13 protein-coding genes are annotated in these 22,314 nt (G+C 60.5%); 1 reads left to right on the plus strand and 12 read right to left on the minus strand.

Features of this window, described 5'->3' with window-relative positions; genetic code table 11:
- Nucleotides 1-130: 130 nt before the first annotated feature.
- Nucleotides 131-736 carry a hypothetical protein gene (locus HNQ64_RS00175; RefSeq protein WP_184204271.1) on the minus strand — a complete coding sequence of 202 codons (606 nt, stop codon included), beginning with the start codon at nt 734-736 and terminating at the stop codon, nt 131-133.
- Nucleotides 737-750: 14 nt separating this feature from the next.
- Nucleotides 751-1,410 (minus strand): RHS repeat-associated core domain-containing protein, encoded by a 660-nt coding sequence (locus tag HNQ64_RS00180; protein ID WP_184206075.1) that lies wholly within the window; start codon nt 1,408-1,410, stop codon nt 751-753.
- A gap of 253 nt (nt 1,411-1,663) precedes the next feature.
- Here HNQ64_RS00180 and HNQ64_RS00185 point away from each other — a divergent pair, with 253 nt between their 5' ends.
- A complete protein-coding gene (locus HNQ64_RS00185) occupies nt 1,664-1,960 on the plus strand; it encodes a hypothetical protein (protein WP_184204272.1) in 297 nt (98 codons plus the stop codon).
- Between the two features lie 11 nt (nt 1,961-1,971).
- On the opposite strand, the gene HNQ64_RS00190 is transcribed toward HNQ64_RS00185, so the two are convergent.
- The 10 genes from HNQ64_RS00190 to HNQ64_RS00235 all read right to left on the minus strand — a co-directional run bounded on the left by HNQ64_RS00190 (nt 1,972) and on the right by HNQ64_RS00235 (nt 22,254).
- Complete coding sequence (locus HNQ64_RS00190) at nt 1,972-2,913, minus strand: hypothetical protein (RefSeq protein WP_184204273.1); 942 nt, start codon at nt 2,911-2,913, stop codon at nt 1,972-1,974.
- Nucleotides 2,914-3,125: 212 nt separating this feature from the next.
- On the minus strand, nt 3,126-5,519 hold the full coding sequence (locus tag HNQ64_RS00195) for a glutamine amidotransferase (RefSeq protein ID WP_184204274.1): 2,394 nt from the start codon (nt 5,517-5,519) through the stop codon (nt 3,126-3,128).
- Between the two features lie 367 nt (nt 5,520-5,886).
- Nucleotides 5,887-9,900, minus strand: a complete 4,014-nt coding sequence (locus tag HNQ64_RS00200) for a hypothetical protein (protein WP_184204275.1) — start codon at nt 9,898-9,900, stop codon at nt 5,887-5,889.
- A 395-nt stretch (nt 9,901-10,295) separates the two neighbouring features.
- On the minus strand, nt 10,296-12,401 hold the full coding sequence (locus HNQ64_RS00205; RefSeq protein WP_184204276.1) for a BatA domain-containing protein: 2,106 nt from the start codon (nt 12,399-12,401) through the stop codon (nt 10,296-10,298).
- 396 nt (nt 12,402-12,797) lie between these two features.
- Nucleotides 12,798-13,697 carry a DUF58 domain-containing protein gene (locus HNQ64_RS00210; protein WP_184204277.1) on the minus strand — a complete coding sequence of 300 codons (900 nt, stop codon included), beginning with the start codon at nt 13,695-13,697 and terminating at the stop codon, nt 12,798-12,800.
- Between the two features lie 141 nt (nt 13,698-13,838).
- Nucleotides 13,839-14,255, minus strand: a complete 417-nt coding sequence (locus HNQ64_RS00215) for an SMI1/KNR4 family protein (protein ID WP_184204278.1) — start codon at nt 14,253-14,255, stop codon at nt 13,839-13,841.
- A 68-nt stretch (nt 14,256-14,323) separates the two neighbouring features.
- Nucleotides 14,324-15,337 carry an AAA family ATPase gene (locus tag HNQ64_RS00220; protein ID WP_184204279.1) on the minus strand — a complete coding sequence of 338 codons (1,014 nt, stop codon included), beginning with the start codon at nt 15,335-15,337 and terminating at the stop codon, nt 14,324-14,326.
- 174 nt (nt 15,338-15,511) lie between these two features.
- The gene (locus tag HNQ64_RS00225; protein ID WP_184204280.1) at nt 15,512-15,868 is read right to left on the minus strand and encodes a hypothetical protein; all 357 of its coding nucleotides are present in this window, start codon (nt 15,866-15,868) and stop codon (nt 15,512-15,514) included.
- Nucleotides 15,869-15,907: 39 nt separating this feature from the next.
- Nucleotides 15,908-17,398, minus strand: coding sequence for an Hsp70 family protein (locus HNQ64_RS00230; protein WP_184204281.1), 1,491 nt, complete (start codon nt 17,396-17,398; stop codon nt 15,908-15,910).
- A gap of 29 nt (nt 17,399-17,427) precedes the next feature.
- Nucleotides 17,428-22,254, minus strand: a complete 4,827-nt coding sequence (locus tag HNQ64_RS00235; protein ID WP_184204282.1) for an FHA domain-containing protein — start codon at nt 22,252-22,254, stop codon at nt 17,428-17,430.
- Between the last annotated feature and the right edge of the window lie 60 nt (nt 22,255-22,314).

A 22,314-nucleotide genomic window follows, 5' to 3' on the forward strand; every position in this document is an offset into this window, starting at 1 on the left:
ATGCTCTTGCAACCCGGAAACCTAGGCTGAGTTGCACTGGCCACCCAACCGTTCCACACTTTTCAAACAGCTCAAAATCAACGATACCTTACCTTAACTGAGTGGCATTCATGCCAGGCATCTTTTTCCTTTATTTTTGGGCACTCAAAATGAGTAGCGCATCAATTCTCTTAAGATTAATGATTGATGAACCAATAAGTATTGTATTTGATTTTTCATTTATATCCATAATTCTCATTTGAGCGGCAATCTTGGATTCTTGGAGGGCTACTACAAATTCTTCAACTGTCACAAATTTCGATTTTAACTTGGGTTTTTCTGTGACGACTGCTAGTAGATCGGGTGTCACCGCAAACCATTGTGACGAATAGATCTCAGATTGTGGACCACGCACAGTTATTTTGGAATGATCAAATTCAACAATTCCTCCGTGGTACTCAGCTAGTATAGTTAGCATCTCACCAATATTGAATTTCTCCAGATCGAGATTTATTTTTGGCACACCAATCTCAACCTCCGGCCACCCTTCAAAAATGATCGCAGCTTTCAATTCCGCCGCCAACTCTTTAGAAACTCCAGCAAGGGCCTTCATACAATCATCTCGAATACTATTTGTGGTAACCATCACGCCAGAAGAATATTGCACATTAAGCAGGGATGGTATAGACACTTTAGTATCGAGCGCACAGAGAGAACTCACGAAGAAAGCAATTATTACATAAAAATATATTTTCATAATGAAATTTCCATTCAACGAAATGAATTAATGATATAACTTGGAACTCCACCTGGACCGGGTTCTCCAGGTCCATATACATAGTCATCCCCCCCACCTTCCCGCCCATCACCCACATAATTTTTTTGCTTACTGCCATCTTTGTTGGGTACATTGCTTCGCGTCAAATCAGGTTGAGGGGGTTGGCCCCCACCAGGATGGGTATGATACTCTCCCGTTTTAAACCAACCTTCAGGACATGGTGCTTTATCTGGATTCACTACGCCCGTATCTCCGCTAATAGGACCCGTAAAGATATATTTAACTTCGCAGCTTTTTTTAGCACATATAAGGCCCCCGTATTCGTTACCTAACTTACCTCGTGGAAATTTATCTTTTTGACGTGAAACTATTGGGTTTTGGCGAGCTTTACTTTTATCGTCAGATTGACGTGTAAGCTCTTTAGCTAATGTCAAAGCTACGCGTGCAGCTTCGTCTGACGAGTCATATTCAGTGGCTAGACCAAGATAATCTACTCGATTCACTGGATCATTCCCAACCATCCCATACAGGTTAATCCCTCCATCTTCCTCGATCGGATCCCGTGACAGCCACCGGCCCAGTTCCGGTGCATAATAGCAAAAAAGATGCCAGGCATAATATAAGACGTGCGTTATAAATCCCTGATATTCAATGAATTAAACGCTAACTTTCGTTAACCTGCTGGCGTGACGTAATGCATTGAGCACCTGGTATCTTTTCTTTTTTGCTTCTTTTAGCCCTGATCGTGGAGGGGAAAGAAAGTGGGTTATGGGTTAGACCATGAGGGAGGGGGCGAAGTTTTGCAGCGGTTCCTGGTTAGGGGTTTTGGGCCTCGGTGTGGAGTCTCGACGATGGGGAATGGCGAAGTGATAATTGACGGATGGTGGAATGATGGTTTGCTAATGAATGCCATATGCGGACCCTGAAAAGCAAAAGGCGGCGAAGGCCAAGTGGTACCGGGAAAAACGTGCGAGCGACCCGGCCTTTGCCCTGCGTGAGGAGGAGCGTGTGAAGGCGTGGAAGGAGGAGAACCGTGAGGTGCACCTGGAACAGATGCGCGAGTATGCACGGCGGCGCTATGAGGAGGAGGTGAAGGCGACGGCAAAACCGAAGCGGGCGAAAAAGAAGGCGGTGGCGGATCCTCGAGTCAAGGGCGCGGAGCCGCTGAAGCTGATCAAAACAGGGTCCCGCCACGTGGCCTAACGGGAAGGAATTCAACGATAGACTTCGGCGAGGTCGCGGAGGAGGAATTCGAGGTCGGTGTAGTAGCGGGCTTCACCGAGCTTTTCACGCTGGACTTTCAGGTCTTCGAGGGCGCGCTCGAGAGTGTCGCGCTTTTGGCGTTGGGCGTCGGTGAGTTTTTGTTCTTCGGGACTGAGGACGAGGGCGATCTGGGCGGCACGCGCGCCATCGGACTGGGGGCTCTGGGCCGTGACACCGATGTAGGCTTCGGCACGGGTGCCTTGGCCGTCGGCGTTGTCTTCGAGGAGGGCGTGCTCGGTGGCGAGACGGGCTTCTTTTTCGTAAAAGTCGGCGGTCTGGTGGCTGGCGTGAAGGAAGGCCTCCAGGAGGGAGACTTGGCGATCTTGATCCAGATCGGCCTCGGGCAGGCCTGCGATGGCGGGGGCGAAGTGCTCGCCAAAACGGGTGTAGAAGACTTCATCGGGGCCTTTGGTGGCGCTGATGAGGACGCGATTTTTGCCGATGAGCGGGGGGAGGAATCCGGCGCTGGCGGAGGCGGTGTGGATGAAGATGAGTTCCTGCGTGAGGGGGGTGAGTTCCTCCGCCAACTGGCGGGCGCTGAGGTCCGGGCCACGGAGGTTAAACTTGGCTTCGCGGCCGTCGAAGGTGCCGTGGCCGATGAGGACGAGCCAGAGCTGGCCGGTGGGTTTGGCGCGGGCCTGCTGAAGGGCGGTGGTGAGCTGGGCGAGGTCGGTGGGGGCGTCTTTCGCGGGGGGGTCTTGGCCAATGATTTGCAGCGGGAGACTGGCTTTTTCACAGGCCTGTTTCCAAGTGGTCACCTGAGCCTGGAAGAGGGGGGCGTATTCCTCTGTGCCGGGTGCACCGAGGGCGAGCAGGACCTGGGCGTCCCGTGGAGGAAGCTGGGCGCTGAGAGCGGTGGCGAGGCTGAGCAGGAGGACGAGGAGGCGGGGCATGGGGAGGCAGTTTTCAGTGTTCGGTTTTTTAGTGGGCGGATCTAGATGAAGGGCGGTGGTTGGGTTTCAGCGAACGAGGGGGTGATAACGGAGTTCCGCGAGACGCAGAACTCAGCACGCAAGACGCGTGCGCTCCATGGCGGACGGGGGTATCTTGGGGTGGACGGCATCACTCGGAGAGTGATGAATACTGTACGGGGAGGCATTCATGGTTAGGCGAGGCCATGGCGGCGGCGGAGGTACCACTCCAGGGTGAGGAGGGCGAGGATGAGGAGGAAGAACCAAGGGGTGTGCCAGAGGGGGGTGGAGAGGGTTTCCTCCACGGGGACGCGGATGTTCTTGAGCAGCTCGGGGAGCTGGGCGACATCGGCGAGGTGTAGGGCCTGGCCCCCGCTTTCTTTAGCCAGGTTGGTGAGCCCTTCGGTGCCGGGTTTGAGGTGGGCAAATTCGGCGGTGAGGGGATCGTGCGCCCAGCCGGTGGCGGGACCGCCTAACAATAAGGTGGAATGCGTGGAGGTGCCTGCTGTTTGCGCCTCGGCGGTGGGTGGGGCACGCACCTCCGCCACGGCGCGGTAGGGGCCGGGCTGGCGGGGGTAAAAGTCGGCCTCGAAGAGACCGGGCTCTTTGAGGCTGGGCTCGGCGTAGAGGGTGGAAGTTTGGGCATCGGGCGTGGTGATGGCGATTTTGACGAGGGCGTCATCCACGGGAATGAAGGCGCGGTCACGCACGCGGACTTGGAGTTTGACGCGGTCGGCCTGCGGGGTGGCAGTGATCTGGAGGCGATCTGGCACGTCCACGACGAGGGAGCGCATCATTTGCCGCCAGGCACGCTGGTGATCTTGGGCGGCGGCTTCATCACTCAGGCCCCAGCGCCAGAGATCTGCCACCATGAGGGCGCTGACGCGGCCTTCGCCAAAACGATGGGAAGCGAGGGCTGGCAGGGCCTCCTGTTCATCGCCACTGACGGTGGCGATGACGCTGGCACCGGGCTTGATGGAGAAGGTCTGATTCACAGCCTGGAAGGCGGGCATCTTAGCGAGGCGTTTTTCATCCTCCTCTCGGTTAGGCCGCAGGCGTGTCCAGGGCTCCAGCCAGCCTTCGCGGGTGAGATTGAGCCGGGCGTTTTGGAGGGCGGGGGCCTGGCTGATGCGGTCGAGATAGACTGGGAGCATGCGGCCGATGGGGGTGTGATCGTACCCACCGGCCTGGTAACATTCCTGCCCGCCGAGCATGAGGAGAGCGCCGCCGCGTTCGCTGACGAAGCGCTCGATGAGGTTCATCTGCTCCTGGGTGAAGAAGGCGGCTTCGAGGTCATCAATGACGATGGCGCGGTATTCGCCAAAGAGGTCTTCTGGGGTTTTAGGGAAACCGTCGCTCAGTTCCTGGGCATCGCGGGTGCCCAGGCGGATGAGCACGGGCTGGTCATAACGCTGGGCTTCGGCCTGCTGGCCAAAACCGCGAAAGAGGGGGTTGCTGGTCTCGCCCGTGCGGCCGCGCCATTCAAACTTAGGCTCGCGTTTGGCGATACGGATGAGGGAGGGCATCTGGATTTCATCATCGCCGAGGAGGGCGCGGCGCATGAATTTGTACTCCCAGTTAGGCCGCCCGGAGACGTAGAGGATGCGGTAGGGGCCTGCGCCGCGATCCACGGAAAGGAGGCGTTCGTTATTGGCCAGGGTGGCTTCTTGGGCGAGGGTCTTCCATTCACCCTGGGGAAGCTTGGGCAAAAGAGCGGCCTGGAGGACGAGCAGGCGGTAAAAGGACACGCCGGGTTTCACAGTCGGGAAACGCAGACGGACGGTGTGTGCGGTGTCATCTTTGGTTAGGCGGAGTTTTTCACTAGCGACGGTTTTTCCAGCCTCATCCATGACAGCGACGGCGATTTCCTGACCGCTGAAGCCGTGTCCGGCGACCTGGGCGGTGAGGGTGATGGGGGTGTCCTCAAAGCAGGTCTGGGTGAGGCTGTGCTGGAGGAGGTGGAGATCTGGCTGGGGGGCGGCGAGGCCAACCTGGACGGTGAAGATGGGGATGCGGGGCCCGGCGGGTGACGGTGCGGTGGCGGGTGCATCGGTAGGGGAGCCATCGCTGAGGAGGACGATGGCGGCGACGCGGCTGCCGGGGCCGCCGCTGCTCAGAGTGGTGAGAGCGCGGTGCAGCTCTGACCGGGGGCCGGTGGAGTCCAGGCCTCGAAAGTCGGCCACGCTTTGCAGGCGGTCATCGGCGAGGAGGGTCTTGACACGGAAGCTTTTTCCCAGCTCTTCGATCCAGGCGGGTGGGGTGGTTTGATCGGCATTCAAGGCGCTGCGGAGCTGGGCGGCGCGGGTGGGCTGGCCGGGCTGTTCGGCGATGCTGAGGGAGGCGCTGTTATCGGCGACGATGAGGACTTCGTTCTCACCCGTTTTGGGCTGGCGACGGGTGGCGACGGGATCGGTGAGGCAAAGGGCGAGCAGGGCCCAGGCGGTGGCTTTGCAAGCGAAGGCGACCCAGCGGGTGGGGCCGCGCCAGGAGGTGCGGCGGTAGCCGAGGACGAGGAGGACCAGCGCGACGGCAAGGAGGCCGAGGGCGAGCGCAAGACGCTCGGGGTGCTGGAGGGCGAGGTCAGTCATGAGGGACGTGAGAGGGGGGCTTCAACATGGAGTTGACTGCGCCAGCAGGTGGCCACTGAAGGACCGATAGGTCTGGGGCGAACGGAGGCGTGAGGATTCAAGGTGTGACGGCGTCTCGCCTTCAGCTTGAGGAGTGTGCAAGGGGGGGATGGGGGGTGATAACGGGGTTCCGCGAGGACGCAGAACCCTGCACGCGAGACGCGTGCGCTCCATGGTGTCCGCGCTCTCCTCGAGAGGGTGCAAAGGGGCGGACGAAGATGTGATAACGGAGTTCCGCGAGGACGCAGAACCCTGCACGCGAGACGCGTGCGCTCCATGGCGAACGGGTGCAGGCAGGAGTGCCTGCATCACTTTGGGCGGACGAAGGTCAGTTGCCATGGCCGAGCTCCTGGTAGTAACGTTTTACGAGGTCGCGGAAGGCGGGGGGGACGGGGTCGCGGTCCACGGGGACGGTGGGGTTGGCGGGGTCGCGCCTGGCGAGTTCTTCGGCGACGCGGTTGCGGAGTTCGACGAGGGGCTGGGTGATGCACATGCCGAGGTGGTCGGACTGGGGCGCGAGGTTGTTGCGCTCGTGGTCAATGCGGAGGGCGCGGGCGTTGTCGAGAACTTTGGCGGCTTCGTTCCGAAGCTGCGGCTGGGTGAGAAGCTCTTCGACGTTGCGGAGGCGGTCGGCCCATTCTTGGTAACCGCTGCCTGTGAGGGGGCTGCGGTCGGTTTGCTCGGCGGTTTCGTCGAAGAAGAAAGCACCGCCGCTGCGGTCGGCCCCGGTGGCCTGAGGGTAGCTGCTGCGGCGATCGTTGCCGGAGAGGTTGCGGCCTGCGGAGGGGGTGGAAGCATTGCCATTGGCCAAAGTTTTACCACCCTTGTTGTTAGGTGAATTGCCAGGGCCGTTGGGTTGATTGGGTGCGTTGGGATTGGCGGGAGCGTTAGAGCTGGCGTTGCGAACAGGAGTGTCCGCGCTCCCCTCGGGGGAGTTAGCGAGGCCTTGGACGCCTTGACCTCCAGGCGTGGTAGGATCTTGCGAGCCGTTGGGGCCTTCGCTTGGTTTTTGACCGCTTTGACCACCTTGACCTTGGGCCATTTGGGGGATGGGATTTCCGGGGTCGCCGCTGGGTTGTTCGCCTTTTTGGCCGCCAGTGGAATCTGGGCCTTCGCCGGGTTTGGGAGTTTTTTCGCTGGGGGCCTGGGCGGTGGCTTGGCCGTCTTTTTGGTTAGGTTGGCTGCCTTGGCCGTTTTCGCTAGGTTGGTTTGGGGTGGTGGGGCTTTTGGGATTGTTGGAGGCGATAGAGCTTTCGTTGCGGACAGGCTGCGTAGCCGCGGAGCGAATGTCCGCGCTCCCCTCGGGGGCGTTCGCTGCGGTTTGGCGGCCTTGACCCGCTTGACCTTGCTGACTGCCTTGACCTTCTGACTCACCCTTCCCTTCCTCCTGCTGAATGCCTTCGATGAGTTTATCCAGCTCGCTGCGAGCGAGGCGTAGAGATTCGGTTTCGCTGCCGAGGACGCTTTCGGCGGCTTTTTCGACGTTTTGCTGGAGCTGGGTGACGGTGGTGTTTGCTTGGCGTTCGGCGTCTTGGGCTTCGCTGCGGTTGCCGTAGCGGGATTGCAGGCGGGCTTCTTCGAGGTTTTCTTCGAGGCCACCGGTTTGGGCGTCGCGCACGGCTTCGTAGAGGCGGCGATGCAACAGGGGGTTGTTGCCTTCGGCCTGCTCGCTGAGGCGGCGCATGTTTTCCAGGAGGTCTTTGACCTGGCTGGCTTGATCCTCGATCTGGCGGGCGATCTGGCTGCCATCGAGGACTTTTTCCAAGGCGGCGCTGGTGTCGCTGCCGGCCTTGGGGGTCTTTTGGTTTTCGAGAGCTTCGCTGATCTTTTTCTGGGCTTCGGCCACGCTGCGGGCCTGCTGGCGCACCTGGGTCATTTCATCGGTGAAACGTTTGGCGGTCTTTTGTTTGAAGTCCTCCTGCATGGCCTCCAGTTCGCGCTGGGCGCGGGTGGCGGCGTTGGCGGCTTCGGCCAGTTGCTGCTGCTTGAGCTTTTCAGCGGCGTCCATCACTTGCTCGCGCGTTTGTTCCAGTTGGTCTTTGGCCTCGGCGAGGTTGGAGGTGTTTTCGGAGGTGTCCATGCGCTCCTGGAGGTCGTCCACATCGCGGAGGAGTTGTTCTTGCTCGTCCTGGAGGCGTTTGAGTTGATTGGCCAGCTCCTGTTTTTCTTCTTCGCTCTGGGCCTTGTCGAGTTGCTTTTGCAGCTCTTTCATTTTCTCCGCCAGGGCTTCCTGGCGGCGGGCCAGTTCCTTGAGGCGATTGAGAACTTGGAGGTTTTCTTGTTGTTCAGCCGTTTGTTCGGGGCTGGCTTTTTTCTCCTCTTCGTAGCGCTGTTCCTGCTGCTTGAGTTCCAGATTCATGATCTGGTTTTGCTGGGATTGTTCAGAGGCGCTGGCGCTCTGGCTAGGCTGGTTTTGCCGCATCACGCTGTGCTCGCGGCTCTGGGCGCGGTGCAGCCATTCGAGGGCGCTTTGTTCAAAGGTGAGGGCCTGATTCAGCGAGGCGCGTTTCTTTTCCTCAGCCGCCTGGGTGAGCGGGGACTGGGCGTCCTTCATGGACTTCCAGGCCTCGGTGAGGGTGTTGCGGATCTCTGGATCTTCGGCCTTTTCCATGAGCTCTTTGGTCTGCTCAAGGGCGAGGTTTTGAGATTCCTGGACGACGCTGACATCGGGCGAGGCGGCCTCCATGGTGCGGCCCGCATTGGCATCGCGGATGAGTTTCCAGGTGGCGTTGACGATCTCTTTTTCCAGCTTCACCAGCTTGTCCAGATTGGTCTCTTTTTTGGGTTCGCCGGGTTCGGGCGGTGGGGCTTCAGCCTCGCGGAAGATGTCTTCAAAATGGCGGACGTCGGCAAAAAACATGTCGCTCATGGCGCGGCGGACTTCCCCCTGGGGGCCTTTGTCTTCGGCCCAAAAGTGGTAACTCACGAGCTGGCGCGGCTGGGCGCTTTCATGCTCCAGGGCCAGTAGCTCGCGCACATCCTGTTTTTTCGCTGGGGCGGTGGGGCCATGCTTAAAGACGACCTCCTTACTCTGCCCGGCGAGGCTGAAGCTGACGCCACTCTGGGTGACACCGAGATCATCCCACACCTTCGCCTCCACGGGGAGTTCCTGAATGGCGGAGACCTGGATGTCGCGTTTGGGGAAGACGACTTCGATTTTGGCGAGTTGATTCGACTGCACCTTCACGCTGAGCCAGGGCGGATTTTTATTGGCGCGTTCTTGCGCATCCACCAGGTGAAGGCGCCAGCGCTGGGTCTTTTCCGCCTTCATCGTGGCGATAAGTTGGGTGGGATCGGTGGGGCTGGGTTTCAGGGGCAGGATGGTTTTGTCCTCGCCGAAGAGTTCGGCCTCTTTCACGGGGCCGCTGACCTGAAAGATGAAGTCGAGGGTGCTGCCCTCCATGGCGGTGACTTTCAGGGTATTCTTCACCTCCTTCACAGGCAGGCCGGTGTAGGCAGGGGGGGTGATCTTGACATCCGCCCGCACGAGCGCGGGATACACAAAGGTGGTTAGGCGATGCTGCTGGCTGCGACCGCCCTGGAACTCCACATGGTAATGCGCATCGGCATCCACGCGGGCGATGAGGCCGCCGAAGATCTGGCCATCCACGGTGAGGCGCATGGGCAGACGTTCGCGCACCGCACCGTCCAGCTCACTGACGACGAGGGAGGCCTCAGGAGGGACGTCCTGGGCGAAGGTGGCCTCGACAATGACGCGGCTGCCGCGTTCGATCTCGACATCGCCCGGCGTGAGGGTGACGGCAAATGTGGGCGCAGCGGCTGCTGCGGGCGTGTCTTTTTTGGCAATCTCTTGGTTAGACTGACGCTCGGCAATGCGGTCCCGGTGCCAGAGGGTGGCCACCGTGACCATGATAAAAAGGGCGAAAGTCCCCACGTAGTTCAGCCCCTGGGCCCACCGCTGCTGGCGCTGAGTGAGCACGCTCACCCAGTCCTGCCGTGCGCCCTGGTCCACCGCCTGTTCAAGCACGCGCTGCGTGAAGACATTGCGGTTTTCTTCGCCTAGAGTATTGAGATTTTCCGTGGCGGTGAGCAGCAGGGCATTCAGCTCAGGAAAGCGCGACTCGACCAAGCGTGCGATGCTGCGGTGGTCCCACTTTTTCCAAGGGCGTAGCCACAGAGACAGCAGGATAAAAAACGTGGGCAAGGTCACGAAAAGCGCGAGCCAGCCGAGGCTGCTGCGGGGCGTGAGATTCCCCGCATGCAGCAGGGCGATGCCAGAGGCAGTGCCGAGGGTGACGATGGCGGCGTGGCGATGATTTTGGATGGTCCTCAGGCGTGCCTGCAATTCATCCAACTTGGCTTTGAGGATGTGGTCATTCATGGCCTGGAGGGGGTGAGGTGGACGGAGCTACCTACGAATGGGTTTAGGTACAAACGGGATGGCAGAGAGCAGGGCACCGTTTTTTTTACAGGATTGACAAGATAGCAGGATTAACAAGAGGTGTGTTTAGGGGGCTAAGTCGTCGCGCGTGGGGCGCCGCGCATTGTAGTCCCGGCTTCAGCCGGTCTGGGAGCGATACATTGGTCTGGGGCGAACGAGGGAAGTTTGGGGCGAACGTTGCGGACAAGAGCTCCGGAGGCAGCCGTAAGGCAATCCGCGCTCCTCTCGGGAAGGTGCAAGGGGGCGGACGGGGTGTGATCCCGCAGGCGCGGGACGCGAGGACGCAGAACCCTGCACGCGAGACGCGTGCGCTCCATGGCGAACGAGGGGCAGCTTCATGTGGTGGTGGGCTGAGGGGTGCGTTTTCTCCCAGCCAGCCAAGTCTCGGCCCCGAGGGTGGCGAGCATGGCGGCCAGGAGCCAGAGCCACACGCGCTGGCGGCTTTCTTCTTCCTGGGTGGCGAGGCGTTCTTTTTCCTCCGCCTTCACAGGGGCAGTGGCGGGATCCTCGGCGGTGGTGAGGGGCAGGCCGAGCTCGCGCAGCTTGGCGGGGTCCAGCGGGGTGATGCGGCTTTCCTCAGGCGGGAGGTTCACGGCGAGGAATTGCGGAGGCTGGGTCTGCAAGGTGTAGAGGCCCACACTTTCGGCGCGCAGAGGGGTTTCAGGCGTGGGCTTGAGCGTCTGCCCCTCTGGGGTCAGGATGGCGATGCCAGGGAGGCTAGGCAGGACATCACCCACCTGGAGAGAGGCGGCCTGCTCATGGCGGAATCCTGCCGCCTCCAGCCAGCCATAGAGTAGTGGCACGAACTTAGTGGAGAGGGCCAGTTGGCTATCCGCCGGGTGCCAGCCGCTGGTGAGCCAGAGCAGCCTCCCCTGCCCCACGGCAGTGGTGAGCAGGGCGGGTGCGCCATTGTCAAAACGGGCGATGACGGGCACCTGCACCTGGGCAGGCCCGGTGAGGGTGAGGAGGCGATGTTTCCAAAAGCGCAGCTTGGTGAAGTCGCGCAGGCGTTCATCGGCATAGGGGCGCAGTAGGGGCTGGCTGGCATCCACCTCCGCTAGCATGAGGTAGTCTGCCGTGGGGCGGCCCGGGGCCACCTGGACGCTGTCTGCGGGTAAATCGGCCAGGGTGGTGAGGGTGGCGGCGGGCGTGGCCTCCTCCACCACTTGCACGACTAAACCGCCGGTCTGGAGAAAGCTGCGCAGGGCGGCGAGTAGCGGCGGGGCGAGCGTGGGGCTGGCGATGAAGACGATGTCGGTCCCTGCGGGCAAATCCGTAGCCGAGGGTGGCCTAACGGAAAGTTCAGGCAGGAGGGTGGCGGTTTTCTGCAATGCGCGACTGAGGTAAAACAGGGGAGAGGCGGCTTGATCGCGGGTGGTTTCTTCGCCAATGAAAAGGAGCTGCACGGGACGGGGCTGGGGCGGGGCGATGAAGACGCGATTGTCAAAGTCCCACGCGTCGCCATTCAGGCGCAGCACACGTGCGCCCTCCCCGGCTGGGGGCACGGGCAGGACACGGCTGGCCCCGGCGGGCAAATAACCGCTGAGGGGCGCACCACCGCCGTTTTCCCAGGCGAGGGTGTAGTCTGCCACCTGCGAATCCCGCGCACTGCCGAGGCGTACGCGCTGGGTGGCTGCGGTGGCCACGGGGCCGGTGGAGGGCGCTGTGGAAGCGGGGGCTTCAGCCTCGGCGCGGGCGGCCGCGGCTGCATTGACGGCGGCGAGGGTGAGGGAAAAGTTATCCGCAGCGCGCGGCAGGGAGACTTGCTGGATTTTGACCCGGATGTTTTCCGGCCAGACGCGGCTGCGCAGGGCCTCGAGCTGGCTGCCTTCTTGGAAGTCGGTGATGAGAACGATGCTTTTTGTTAGGCCTGTGAGACCCGTTTCACGGCTGAACCAAGAGGCGGCCTGGGTGAGGGCGAGGCCCAGATCTGTCCCCGCCCAGCCGGGCTGGGTGGCCTGCAGACGCTGGCGGATGAGGGCGGCGCGACTGCCTGCTGACTGGGCATCTTCGGTGAGAGTCCAAAGGGGGGTGAGTTGATCATCCCAAACGGCCACGGCCACACGGTCTGCCGGGGCAGTGGGCAGGGCCTTGAGCGTCTGCGCCACGGCCTGGGCCCAGAGATCTCCCCGGCGCATGGAGGCGCTGCGGTCCAGCAGCAGGATGGTGGCCTGGTTTTGCCCGAGGGCGGTGGCGGCCTCCCCCCGCCAGAGGGGCCGGGCAAACATGAAGGCGAGGAGGAGGAGGACGAGGCAGCGGAGGAGAAGCAGCAGCCAGTGCTCCAGACGGCGCTTAGAGACGGGCATGGGCGTCTGCGCGTCGAGAAACATGAGGGAGCTGAATTCCACCCGGTCCTGCGGCGGGCGCCGACGCAGGTGCATGAGGATGGGCCCCAAAACGGCGGCCGCCCCGAGCAGGTAAAGTGGAAAGAGCCAGATCATGGGGTGAAGGTCTCTAAAGGCCGCGAGGACCGTGGCGAACGGGGGAGTGAAGGAAGAGGGGACCGTGCTGACGGCGAGACGCCGTTAGCTTGGGGGCGGTCTTGGGGCGGCGTACGCGATGGAGCGCACGCGTCTCGCGTGCTGAGTTTCGCGTCTCGCGGAACTCCGTTATTGAGTCTCGCTGGGCCTTTGCATCTGGGTGCAAAGGGGCAGACTGGGATTGTCGGTGTCTGGGGCGAACGAAGGCCGAGGGGTTCAAGGTGTGACGGCGTCCCGCCGTCAGCTTGGGGGAGGTGCAAAGGGGCGGGCGAGGGGCGTGATCCCGCAGGCGCGGGACGCGAGGACGCAGAACCCGGCACGCGAGACGCGTGCGCTCCATGGCGGATGGGAGGTGTTTCATCGGCGGGGGCCTCCTTTTTTGCGGGCGCGAGCGGAGAGGAAATCGAAGAGCACGCTTTCCAAAGGCTGGTCGCTGGGGGTCCAGTGGTACTCGATGCCCTGGCGCTCACACAGACGGCGGATGAAGTCGCGGTGGACGTTCAAGCGATTCAGGTAAGTCTCCCGCGCAGTGGCAGGGTCAATGAAACGCTCGGTGCCGGTTTCGGCATCGCGAAAGTGCGCAGCCTTGGGGAATGTGAAATCAATCTCGGCCCGGTCCATGACGTGAAAGAGCACCACATCATGCCCCATCGCGCCTAACAAACCGAGTTGTTTCTCCAGCCGATCCACCGGCGCGAGCAGGTCCGAAACCAGGCAGATGAGGCCGCGTTTGCGCAGCAGGTCGGCCAGTTGTTTCACGCTGAGATCCAGCGCGGTAGCTCCGGCGGGGGCGGGCTTTTCCAGCTCCAGCATGAGGCGGCGCAGGTGGCCGGGGCGATTGCGCGCGGGCAGGTGCTCTTGCAAGCTGGGGCCAAAGGTGGTGACGCCCACGGCATCTCCCTGCTGCATGAGAAAGAGCGCTAGAGTCGCGGCCAGAGTGGCGGCGTAGTCGGCCTTCGTCAGCGGGCCTGAGCCAAACTGCATGGAGCGACTGTGATCCACCACGAGCTGGCAGCGGAGGTTGGTCTCATCCTCAAATTTTTTGATGAAGGTGCGGTCACTGCGGGCCAGGACCTTCCAGTCAATGGAGCGGGGATCATCCCCCTGCACGTAAGCGCGGTACTCACTGAACTCCACGGAAAAGCCGTGGTAGGGGCTGCGGTGCATGCCTTTCCAAAGTCCCTCGACGATGACCTTCGCCCGCAACTCCAGGGAACGGATGCGGGCCAAAGCGGCGGGATCGAGGGTGGTAGGCATGAGGGGGAAGGAGGAAAGTTGAAAGGAGAGGGGTGGGGGGCTGCGGTGGGGTTTCAGTGTTCAGTTTTCTGTGTTCAGTTTTCTGTGTTCAGTTTTCTGTTTTCTACTTTCTGCTTTTTGCTTTTTGTTTTCTGCTTTTCCTCAGCCTTCTCTTTGGAAGGCGAGTTCGAGAAACTCCTCGAAGCTGGGGGTCAGGCGGATGGCTTCTTCGGGGGCGAGGCCCTCCAGGGGCAGCATGACGATGGCAGCGGGGCTGCTGCGGAAGTCAAAGGCCAGCAGTTCCTCGCGCCCATTGCTGCCGAAGGCCCAGAAACCAGGAGCGAGGAAGGGCACACCGTATTCGGCATTCGCCACGGGCACATCTTCCGCGCACCAGCAGACCAGCCAGCCAGGGTCTAGTGAGATGGGGCCATCACCCCCATTTCCCCGGCGCAGCCAGTCGAGGTAGGCTTCGGGCAAGGCGTAGGGAGTGGCAGCAGCCAGGGCACGCAGATCTGCGGCGGTGGCCGGGGCCTCAGCGTCCCATTGCAGGTCGGTCGTTAGCGGATGAACTTTCACGAAAATGGTTGAGGGGATATTTTAGCTCGGCCTAACTGGAAGCACGTCCAAGGCGGCACAGGGGCGCTTCACTTCACGGTTTCCAAAAGCCGATCAATCACCTTGCCGACGGTGACGCCTTCGGCCTCGGCCCGGTAGTTGATGAGCACGCGGTGGCGTAGCACCGGGTGGGCCATCGCGCGGATGTCCTCCAGCGTTACATGGGCGCGGCCCTGGAGGAGGGCGCGGGTCTTGCCGCCTAACACCAGGCATTGCGAGGCGCGTGTGCCTGCCCCCCAGCTCACCCATTCATTGATGAAGTCCGGCACGCCCGTGCGGCCAGGGCGGGTGGCGGCGGAAAGGCGAACGGCAAAACGGGCCACGTCCTCCGCGATGGGGACTTTTTTCACCAGCCGGTGGAAGGCCTGGAGCTGCGGCCCGTGGAAGATGCGCTGCACGGGCTCGCTCTTGCCACTGGTGGTGCGGGTGACCACGGCCACCTCCTCATCTTCACTGAGGTAATCAATGACGATGTTCAGCATGAAGCGGTCCAGCTGCGCCTCGGGCAGCGGGTAGGTGCCCTCCATTTCGATGGGGTTTTGCGTGGCCAGGACAAAGAATGGCTGCGGCAGCGGCATGGTATTCCCCGCCACCGTCACCTGGTGCTCCTGCATGGCCTCCAGCAGAGAGGCCTGGGTCTTCGGCGGGGTGCGGTTGATTTCATCGGCCAGGATCATGTTCGCAAACACGGGGCCGGGTTTAAAAACGAGCTGACGACCGCGCTCCGTATCCTCCAGGATCTCCGTCCCGGTGATGTCAGACGGCATGAGATCTGGCGTGAACTGGATGCGGTGAAAGCTGAGGTCAAACACCTCTGCCACCGTCTTCACCAGCAGGGTCTTCGCCAAACCGGGTGCGCCGGTGATGAGGCAGTGCCCGCCGGAAAGCAGGGCGATGAGCATCTCATCCAGCACCTGAATCTGCCCCACGATGACCTTTCCCACCTCCGCCAAAATGCGTTCCCGTGCCCCCGCCAGGAGGGTCACTGCCTCCTGATCTGATAAAACCGCAGCCGCAGGAGAAGAGTCAGAAAGGTCAGACATAAGTGCTGTCTATCAAACAGCCTCAGCCATGCCAAGCTATCGCCGCGTTTAGGGAAATCTTTTTCGGGAAGGGGCGAGGTACAGGCGTAAAATAAACTCAAGCGCTGGCCTTGGAATCCACACTCGAGCGCTAAAGCCGTAACCTGTTTCCAAGTGGCGCAGCCCCCCGCCCCGCTAGATTTCGCCAAAGTGTTTTTCACGCACGCGCACGATGGCGTCCAGCATGCCATCGGCTTCCTGGCGGATCTTGGGGTCCAAGCTGGAGGCGCTACGATTGTAACGGCGGTAGAGCAGCTTCAAGCGAGCCTGGATCTGGTCTTTGGCCATTTTGGGAGTGATTTCACACAGCTCCTCAGGAGTCTGGGCGGCTGCCGGAGTGGGGACGACAGCGGCGGCTGGTTTGGACATCTTTTGCAGCACGCTCCCCGGTTTCGGGGCTTCGGGCTGCGGTTTGCTGACAGGGGCCGGGGCAGCAACGGGCTGCTTAGCAGACTGAGACTTCGAGAGCGATTGGAGGATCTTTTTGAACATGGGCGTGGGGCGTTCGGGGTTGGGGCGGCTGCGCGGGGATTACTCGATGCGCATCGCACGCAGGTGGGCCGTCTTGCGTTTCAGGTCTTCATCTGAAAGCACGCCTGCGCCTTTATAGCTCACAGCCACTTCACGGCTGCGGCCAGACTGTTTATCCACCACCAGGGCGCGCACACGCTGGTTTTCATCGTAGCTGAAGGTCACCGCCACTTCGCACCCCTTGGGCCGGTTGGGTGGCACTTCCAGAGTGATGCGGCCAATGATGTCCACAAACTTGGCGTCCTCATCTTCGCCTTGGGTGATGTCCACCTCGATCACGCGCTCATTGTCCTCACTGGTCTGATAGACCTGGGTGCGGGAGCATGGGATGGGGGTGTTTTTTGGGATGACCACGGAGTTCATCAGTTTCTCCTCGCCAGTTTTGGCATTGTAAACCATGGCGACGGTGCCGTAGCTGGCATTGCACACTTCCTGGATGCGGGCGGATTTTTTGGCAAACAAGGCGGCCCCCAAGGCCACACATTCGTCCACGTTACCGCAGGATTTCGGCGTTTTGCCGAACATCTTTTCCAGCACAATTTTCACCTTAGGGATGCGAGTAGAACCGCCGACGAGGACAACGTGATCAATCTCGCTCACCTTGAGCTTGGCAGAGTCCAGCGCCTGCTCCACCAGCATGACGGTGCGGGTAAGCATGTGGCGGATCATTTTTTCAAAGGTCTCGCGGGTGAGGTCGATGCGGGCTAGGCCGTCGTTCTTGTCATTGGCCACGGTGTCATTCACGCGCTGGAGCTTGGACAGCATCTTTTTAGCGTCTTCGGTGGCCAGCAGCACACGGCGGCGGTGGCGCTCATCATTGTAAAGCGGGGCCCCGGTTTGCTTGGTGTATTGCTCGGCATAGGCAGCCAGCAGCATGTCATCAAAATTACTGCCGCCGAGGTGGCGCGCGCCTTCACTGGTGAGGATGCGGATGTTGTCCCCTTCCACTTCGAGGATGGTGACATCCAGCGTACCACCGCCCAGGTCATAGACCAGGATGCGTCCCTTCACCGCCTGGCTGTGCGCGTAGTACACGGCGGCGGCGGTGGGTTCATTGACCAGGCGCTTCACCTTCATGCCCGCCATTTCTGCGGCGGCGATGGTGCTTTTGCGCGCCAGTTCATTGAAATTCGCGGGCACGGTGATGACCACTTCGGTGATGTCACCGATGATCTTGGAGCAGTCGCGCTTGAGCTTCGAAAGGATGAGCGCGGAGATTTCTGCGGGAGTCCATTTTTTCCCATCGATCTCCACGAGATGCTCCGGATCATCCATGTAACGTTTGATCTGGAAGATGGTACGGTCAGGCTCGCCCCCATCACGGGCGGGGCTGCCGACGAGTTTGACGTCTTCATGCCCTTCAAAAAAGACGACGGAAGGCGTGAGTCGTTCGCCATCTGAGTTAGGCACGATCTCCGGGTTGCCATCCGGTTTCAAATAAGCCAGGCCCGAGAGCGTGGTTCCAAGGTCAATGCCAACGTATTCAGCCATAACAAAAAGGATAAAATGAAAATCAATAACTAGAGGCTGGAGGTTCTCACCTCCACCTTGCGAAGGACGATTTCGTGGCCTTCCTCACGCGAGTAGATAAACCCAGAGCGGCAGGTTTCCACCACGCGTGGTTTGTTTTTTCCAGGGACGGACTCGACGACGGTGATGCGTTTACGCAGCTCCACATCCACTTCGGTGCCACTGCCAATGTCGAACTCGCTGATGCCGTGTTGGAGCAGGATGTCCTCAAAGGAATGCCGCAGCGTGCGGAGCTGGGCCACGACATCTCCCCCATTGTAACCCGCATAGCGGGAGCTGAGGGCATCAATGAGATCGATCCGCTTGATGATGTCATTGGCGAACATGACCACGGTGGACTCCTCGGTCGGCAGGCCACGGCGGAGGATTTCGTGTTTTTCTTCCAGCTCGAGGAGTTGGCCGCGCAGGCGAGCATCAATCTCTTTCCAATGATGGAGCTGGGCCTCTGCCTGGGCGAATTCAGCCCTGCGATCATTGAGAGAGGCAAGGTCTGATTTGAGATGAATGAGCGTGGCGGACTGCTCGTGGAGCTGGGTATCCAGATCGGCCAGGCGTTTCCGTTGCTCGATCTCCTGCGCTTGCAGGGCTGCAGCCTGTTTTTCGGCCTGCTCGGTGAAAGCTTTCAATTCAGACTCCAGGGCAGTGCGCTCCTGCTTGGCCTGCTCACTGCGGGCGGTTTCGCGATTGAGGGATTCTTGGAGGGAATTGATTTTGACCTGGAGAGCCAGTTCCCGCTCAGCCGCATCACGCAGGGTTTTACTGGCCTCACTCTGGCGTGTCTCCAGGCCTGCAAGGGCGGCACCGAGAGAGAGAATCTTACCGCCCAGGTGAGTGAAGTCGCTAACGCGGGCTTCTTCATGACGGATTTTATCCTGCAACTCTGCCAGCATGGATTTGCTGACCTGGATTTCTTGGTTCTGGGTTTCGGCTTCCTTGGTGAGACGGGTTTCTTCCAGCTTGAGTTTTTCCACACTGTCGAGGCGGCTGCTCAGTTCTGCCTCGAGACCGCTGGCTTGGGTGCGGGCGGCATCGGCACGCTGGCGGGCTTCTTTGACTTCTTTTTCCAGGTCCAGCAGCGCCTGCTCTGCGGTGCGGGTGGCATCTTGAGCGGACTTGAGACGGGCGGTTTCTTTATCCACCTCTTCCTGGGCCTTCATCAGCCGTTCCTCGCGCATTTTATGGGCTTCCTCGAGCTGGGAAATCTGCTGCTGGAGATCGGAGAGCTTTTTGTTAGAATTCTCCGTGGTGACGTTGAGTCGAGTGACAAATTGGGCGGCCTCTTCCCGCTCTTTGGTCAGGCTGGTGAGCATGGCCTGCAGGCCTGCCAGTTCCGTGGTGAGACCAGGGATCTGTTTGCGCAGTAGCTTTTCTTCCTCACGGGCACGGGTGGCCACCGCCTCGGCCTCCAGGCGTTTGGCCTCCACGGCTTGGGCCGCAGCGGTGGCTTTTTGCAAGCGCATTTCGCAGTCGGCAGCGCGGGCTTCCTCGGCTTTGGCTTTCTTGGTTTGCTCGGTGATTTGGGTCTGGAGGGTCTTAGATTCAGCCTCCAGTTTCGTGAGTTCCTTACGCAGGTTTTCCTGCTGGCGGGCCAGTTCGCTGAGGGTCTTCTCTTCGGTGAGGCGTTGCTTTTCCGCCTCTTTCACGCCCTGGGTAGCACTGGTGAGTTTTTGCTGCACTTCAGCCAGTTCAAGGCTGCGTTTTTCCCCCGCTTCGATCTTGGCCTGAAGCTCGCGCAGGCGAGTATCAGCTGCTGCCGCTTCGGCCAATTTCGTTTTGGTTTCAGCTTCCAGATTGCTGCGTTTATCCGTGAGCAGTTTTTCCAAATGGGCAGCTTCCGTGCGCAGAATTTCGGTCTGGTCAAAGGCGGCACGGCGGTCTGCCTGGGCTTTTTCCAGGGCGGCAGCGGTGGCCTGTTTATCACGTAGTAGGGTGGCCATCTCGGCCCGCAGGTTTTCGATCTCCGTCTTCAGGCCGGGCAGTGCTTTTTCACTCTCCTCACGCTGGGCCAGGAGAGGCCGGACCAAGGCGGTGATTTTTTCATGCTCTGCGGTGGTCTGAGTGAGGGCAGCACGGCCCGTCTGGAGTTGGGATTCGACCTGGGTGAGCTCTTTCGCGCGGGTTTCGAAATGGGTCGTCTGCTGGGTGAGCTGAGCCACGCGGGACTCTGCAGCAGCGAGGTCGCGTAAACGGGAGGCCAGTTCAGACTGGAGCTTTTCCGTATCGGCTCGCAGCGAGGGGGCGCGGGATTCGTGCCCTTCGACCTCAGCTTTCAGGCGTTGGGCCTCAGCCTGGATTTTTTCGAGTATCTGCTGGGCGGTATGGAGCGCGGCCTGGGTTTCGGCCAATTTTTTGTCGGAATTTGCCAGCTCAATGATTCGACTTTCCTGAGCAGCGATTTGGATTTTGATCTCGCTAAGTCGGGCCTCGGCGCTTTTTTGTTCCTGGCGGTGGGTGGCAAGGAGGCCCTCAAGCGTTTTTTGCTCGGCCTCCAAAGCGACGATTTTTTCTTCCCGCTCCGTCTGGGTGGTGACAAGGCCAGCCAGGGAGGCCTCCATCACCGTGATTTTTTCCAGATGCGTGCTCACGAGGGCACGGCTGGTGGCCTCAGCAGTTTGGGCTTCCTGGGCTGATTTTTGACTGATCTGGGCCTGGGTGGCCGCCTGCTCACTGGCCTGCTGGGCGGCGGTGAGTTTTTCCTGCTGCTGGGTGAGCTGAACCTGGATTTGGCTGAGCTGGGCAGTCGCACTGGTGACTTGGGACTCCAGTTGCGAAACTTTTTGTTCGGCCTGGGCGATGTCTTTTTCACGCCCTGTCTGAGTGGCGGCCAAAGTGAGAAGCAGGGCCTCCAGCGCGGTGATCTTCCCTTGCCATTCCGATGCTTGGGTGCGGTGCTTTTGCTCTAACTCCGCAGCGGCAGCGGTCGCCTGCTTTTGCGCGGCGGCCTCCGCCGTGGTCTTATCCAGTTCCATGCGGGCCGTCTGGGCCTCCGTCCGCAGGCGGGTGATTTCTTTTTGCAGGGTGGCGTGCTGGGCCACGACCTCACTGGCCTGCGTGGTAAATTCCTGGGTCTTGGCCTCCGCAGCTTTGGCCTCTTGCTGGCGCTCCTCCAGGGCAGTTTCAGCTAGGCGCAGGCTTTCACGAGCTTTGGCGAGTGAGCCATTCAGCGTTTCTTTCTGAGCCTCGATGCTGCGGACTTCTTTCTCCAGGCTCTCCCGCTGAGTGGTGAGGGCTAGGGTGAGTCCGTGCTGGGCGCGGCCTTTTTCGGTCGCGGTCAAAAGCTCACGCGTCAGCGCATCGCGCTCCTGGGTCAGGATGGTGATCGCCGCAGTAAGCTCGGCCTTGTGAGCTTCCACCGCTTTGAGAGCCTCACTGGCACTGCTCAGTTGCGTATCGGTAGCGGCCAGGTCATCCAGCTTATTGGCCACATCGGCGGAGCGGCCTTCCAGGGCTTTCAGCTCCTCGGCCTTGCTACGGGTCTGCTCAACCAGGGAGGCTAACTTTTGGGCGGCTTCTTCCTCGGCCTTTTTTTGGCTGCCTAACAGTTGGTCTGCGTGGCTGCGAAGCTGGGCCACCTGGGTCTCCAGTTTCTGCTGGGTGGCTTTGAGGGATTGCTGTTCGGTCGTGGCCTGAGCCTGCTGGGTGGTGAGATCGCGCAGGCGGGATTCAGCCTCGGCACGTTGTTTTTCCAGGTCGGCCAGGGTGGCCTGCCTTTGGCCCACCAGGGTCTCTAGCTCGGTCAGCTTGGCCTGCTTATCACTCAGTGCGGCGGCATCTTCTTCTGGAGAAACAGCAGTCACCACCGCTACGGCGGCAGCAGGGACGGCCAGCGTGGCGGCGGCACTGATCTCCTGCTTCAGCTTTGCCAGCTCGGCAGCGGCGGCTTCTTTTTCCTTCAGGTGAGCGGCTCGGTCCGCATGAGCCTTATCCGCTTCGGCATGCACAGACTGGAGACTTTTTTGCGCGACAGCAATGTCTTCCTGCACCTTCGCAAGCTGGCTACGGGTGGACTCCACCTGGCTGTCCAGATTCGCTGCTTCCCGGCGCTTCACGGTGATCTTGGCCATCTCCGCCTCGGATTGGGTCAGGGCGGCCTTGAGATCGGTCGTCTGGGTTTCGAGTCGGACGAGTTCCTGGCGGCGGGCTTCAGCCTGTTTTTCCAGGCCGCGCACTTCCTCCCGGCGCTGGGCTTCTTTCTCATTTTCGCTGCGCAAAAGCTCACGCTCTTTTTGCAGCTTGGCCACTTCCTCCCGCAGTTCCTCGGCCTGCTTTTGCAGCGCAGGGTCCAGGCCGGTGGCTGGGCGCTGGATGAGGAGACCGTGCGGGGCAGCCACCGAGGGGCCTTTCATACCCATATCGGGCCGGGACAGGGGGACTTTCGTGGGCTCGACAGGGCTAGTTTCAGACTTCGCCTCGGCATCACGTGCAGGTACGGATTCGGTATCTCCCCGCTTGCCATCCTGGCGCACAGGCAGGCCTTTGCCGGGGCTCGGCATTTTCGGTTCAGCCGAAGGGGCGGTGCCTTTCGGAGCCCTTTCGCGGAAACGCGAGTCCAACTGCCCAAAACGGATTTTATCTCCACCCTTCACTCGCGCACGGTCAATCCGCTTGCCATTCACGAATACCCCATTGGATGATTTTAAATCTACCAGCTCATACACCCCATCGGCCTGCCGGATGAACTCGGCGTGGAAACCCGAGATGTAGGTATTATCAATGACGATGTCATTCTTCGCATCTCGACCGATGGAGAGGCGCTCTTCGAGGATATCGAAGACGAATTCATTTCCGTCGTTGAGGTTAAAGGCCAAATAAGGCATGCGAGGACAGGGGAGCGGGTGCGAAACGACAGATTAATTTTGGAAAATCATTGAATCAAT

It is taken from the genome of Prosthecobacter dejongeii (genome assembly GCF_014203045.1).
Lineage (GTDB): Bacteria > Verrucomicrobiota > Verrucomicrobiia > Verrucomicrobiales > Verrucomicrobiaceae > Prosthecobacter > Prosthecobacter dejongeii.